We start from the raw sequence: 2,152 nt of genomic DNA, 5'->3' as shown, positions 1-2,152 counted from the left end.
CTCTTGGCCAGGCCGGTTGCCTCGGCGAGTGGCGTCTGGGCCATGGACCAGCGCTTCGTGAGGAGGAAGACGACAAGCTGGTCGGCGACGGAGAGTCGTCTGCTACCGGCGCCGGGGCCGCCGTCGGGGCGTTGCCGGGCAGGAAGATCGGCGGGTGCTCGATGGTGTCCCGCCGAGTGGCGTAGCACCGGCGCTGGAATGAGGGCATCAGGAACGCCGCCCAGCTCTACCGCGAGATCAAGCAACTCGGCTATCCCGGTGGCGAGTTGGCTGTTCAGCGGCATCTGCGGCGCTACCGGACCGGGCGCGGACCCGCACCCAACCCGGGATCGAAGCCTCCATCGGTCCGCGAGGTCACCGCCTGGATCATGACCCACCCCGAGCACCTGCGGGACGAGGACGCCGACAAGCTGAACCGGCTGCGTGAGCGCGATCCCGAACTCGACCTGCGCGGAGGGGACGCCGCCGGCCACGTCTTCGTGCGCCATGCGGCGATCGCCTCCTCGAGCCGCCAGGCCCCCCAGACCTCGTACGTGACGCCGAACCGCTCCTCGATCAGCCTGCCGATCCGCGCCAGCGTCCACCGCTGATCCTCCCGGCCGTGCTCCATCGCACCGGCCCGCAGCAAGACCCCCAGCTCCGCTTCCTGCCCGGCGGACAGGTACCAGCTGCCGCCCGGCCCCGTGAACAACAGCGCGCCTCTGCCGCCCTCTCGCCAGGCCCAGTCCCACAGGCTGGCCGCCTGCCGACACACCCCGAGCACCTCCACGACCTTGCTCTGCCGCATCCCCTGTCCGCATAAGCCGGCCGCCTGCAAACACCGCCGCTCCGCCTCAACCAGACTCAGCTGCCTGCAAGTTCGAGACCCCAAACATCTGGCATGCCGTACATGGCCGACTCGTCAACCACGGCCTCCAAGTCAGTACGACTGGGCCTGGATCCACATCGGCACCGGCGTCCATCGTCACCTGCTGATCCGCCGCATCCGGACCACCGGTGAACTCGCCTTCTACCTGTGCTGGTCACCTACCCAGGTCACTCTGCACGAGCTCGTCCGCGTCGCGGGTGTCCGCTGGAGCGTCGAGGAGTGCTTCCAGGCCGCCAAGAGCCAGTCGCCGCGCGGGCCGCGGACGAATTCCACCCGGGTGCCGGCGCGGGCGAACTCCTCGATCAGCAGGGCCTGGTAGGCGAATTTGCGGGCCAGGCGGTCCGGGGCGTAGACGACCACCACGTCCACGCCGACCTGCGCAATGAGATCCCGAAGCCGCTCCAGCGCGGGCCGCATCAAGGTGGCCCCGGAGTGGCCCTCGTCCTCGAAGACCCACTCCTCGGGCAGCTCAAGCCGCATCCGTTCGACGTACGCGCGCAGCGCCGCCGTCTGGGAGGCGATCGTCTGGTCCTTCTTCTGCCGCTGCGAGGACACCCTCGCGTAGATCGCCGCCGTGGTCACCGTGTGTTCCTTCCCGCGCCTGGCCTCGCTGACTGTCCCGGGTGCCGGCCTGGCGCCGGGGCACCAGCAGGGCGTAGGCCGCCTGCAGTTCTGCCTCGGCATGCCGGGAGAAGACCCACTCCAGCTCCACCGGCGGCTGGTTCACGGCCTGGCCCGCCGCTGTCCGCCGGAGTCGTCGCCGAGGTAGTCGGCCAGCGCCGCGGCCACCACGGAGGACAAGGTGGCCTCGCTCGCGCGGGCATGCGCGCGGACCTGCTCGGCGAGCGATCCGGGCAGCTTGACGGTGAATACCACGCTCGCCTCGGGGACGGCGACTCGGCCTTGCGCCACGGCCTGCTCCACATACCGGTGTGCCTGACGCACCGACACGCTGAAACGGGCAGCCAGCACACGGGCCGCCTCCGCGCCGGACGCCTCCACCGCGAGCAGGTCCGCAGCAGCGTTGACCCGCCGCGCGTACTCGATGCTGTCGACACGATCCCCGCGTACCATGTCATGAACGTACTATCCGTCATGACGCCGCCTACTCTCGGAGCGCGGCAGCTTCTCCAACCGCCGGTAACTGAACGTCACGTCGAAGCAGAAGTTGCCCATTGCGTTGGAGGCGTGATCACGCCGCCTTGAGGAGTTCCCTCCTCGGTCGGCGTGAGCCGGCCTTCCTCGACCACACCGGCTCGCAGCCACTGCCCGATCTGTTCCCGC

At 69.7% G+C, this 2,152-nt stretch carries 3 protein-coding genes and 2 pseudogenes; 1 reads left to right on the top strand and 4 read right to left on the bottom strand.

What is annotated here, in order from left to right:
* Both ABZZ74_RS53785 and ABZZ74_RS53780 read right to left on the bottom strand, forming a co-directional pair.
* Nucleotides 1-284 (bottom strand): hypothetical protein (locus ABZZ74_RS53785; protein ID WP_356951392.1); only part of this gene is annotated, 284 nt, incomplete at its 3' end.
* Nucleotides 285-292: 8 nt separating this feature from the next.
* The gene (locus ABZZ74_RS53780; RefSeq protein ID WP_356951391.1) at nucleotides 293-610 is read right to left on the bottom strand and encodes a winged helix-turn-helix domain-containing protein; all 318 of its coding nucleotides are present in this window, start codon (nucleotides 608-610) and stop codon (nucleotides 293-295) included.
* Between the two features lie 352 nt (nucleotides 611-962).
* Between ABZZ74_RS53780 and ABZZ74_RS53775 the strand changes: the two are divergent.
* Nucleotides 963-1,106: pseudogene (locus tag ABZZ74_RS53775) on the top strand (IS701 family transposase); the annotation flags it as partial.
* Nucleotides 1,107-1,138: 32 nt separating this feature from the next.
* Here the strand turns inward: ABZZ74_RS53775 and ABZZ74_RS53770 are convergent.
* Nucleotides 1,139-1,552 (bottom strand): annotated as a pseudogene (locus tag ABZZ74_RS53770) (recombinase family protein); the annotation flags it as partial.
* A gap of 39 nt (nucleotides 1,553-1,591) precedes the next feature.
* Nucleotides 1,592-1,942 (bottom strand): hypothetical protein, encoded by a 351-nt coding sequence (locus ABZZ74_RS53765; RefSeq protein WP_356951390.1) that lies wholly within the window; start codon nucleotides 1,940-1,942, stop codon nucleotides 1,592-1,594.
* Between the last annotated feature and the right edge of the window lie 210 nt (nucleotides 1,943-2,152).

This window comes from Streptomyces sp. NPDC006476, from assembly GCF_040612015.1.
GTDB lineage: Bacteria > Actinomycetota > Actinomycetes > Streptomycetales > Streptomycetaceae > Streptomyces > Streptomyces griseorubiginosus_B.
The sequence above is the reverse complement of the archived record's forward strand: the minus strand, read 5'-3'. Positions and strand labels throughout refer to the sequence as shown.

Bases quoted from the DNA above. Each gene is read 5' to 3' on its own strand.
- ABZZ74_RS53780 (WP_356951391.1), bottom strand. From the start codon at position 610: ATGGAGCACGGCCGGGAGGATCAGCGGTGGACGCTGGCGCGGATCGGC.
- ABZZ74_RS53765 (WP_356951390.1), bottom strand. From the start codon at position 1,942: ATGGTACGCGGGGATCGTGTCGACAGCATCGAGTACGCGCGGCGGGTC.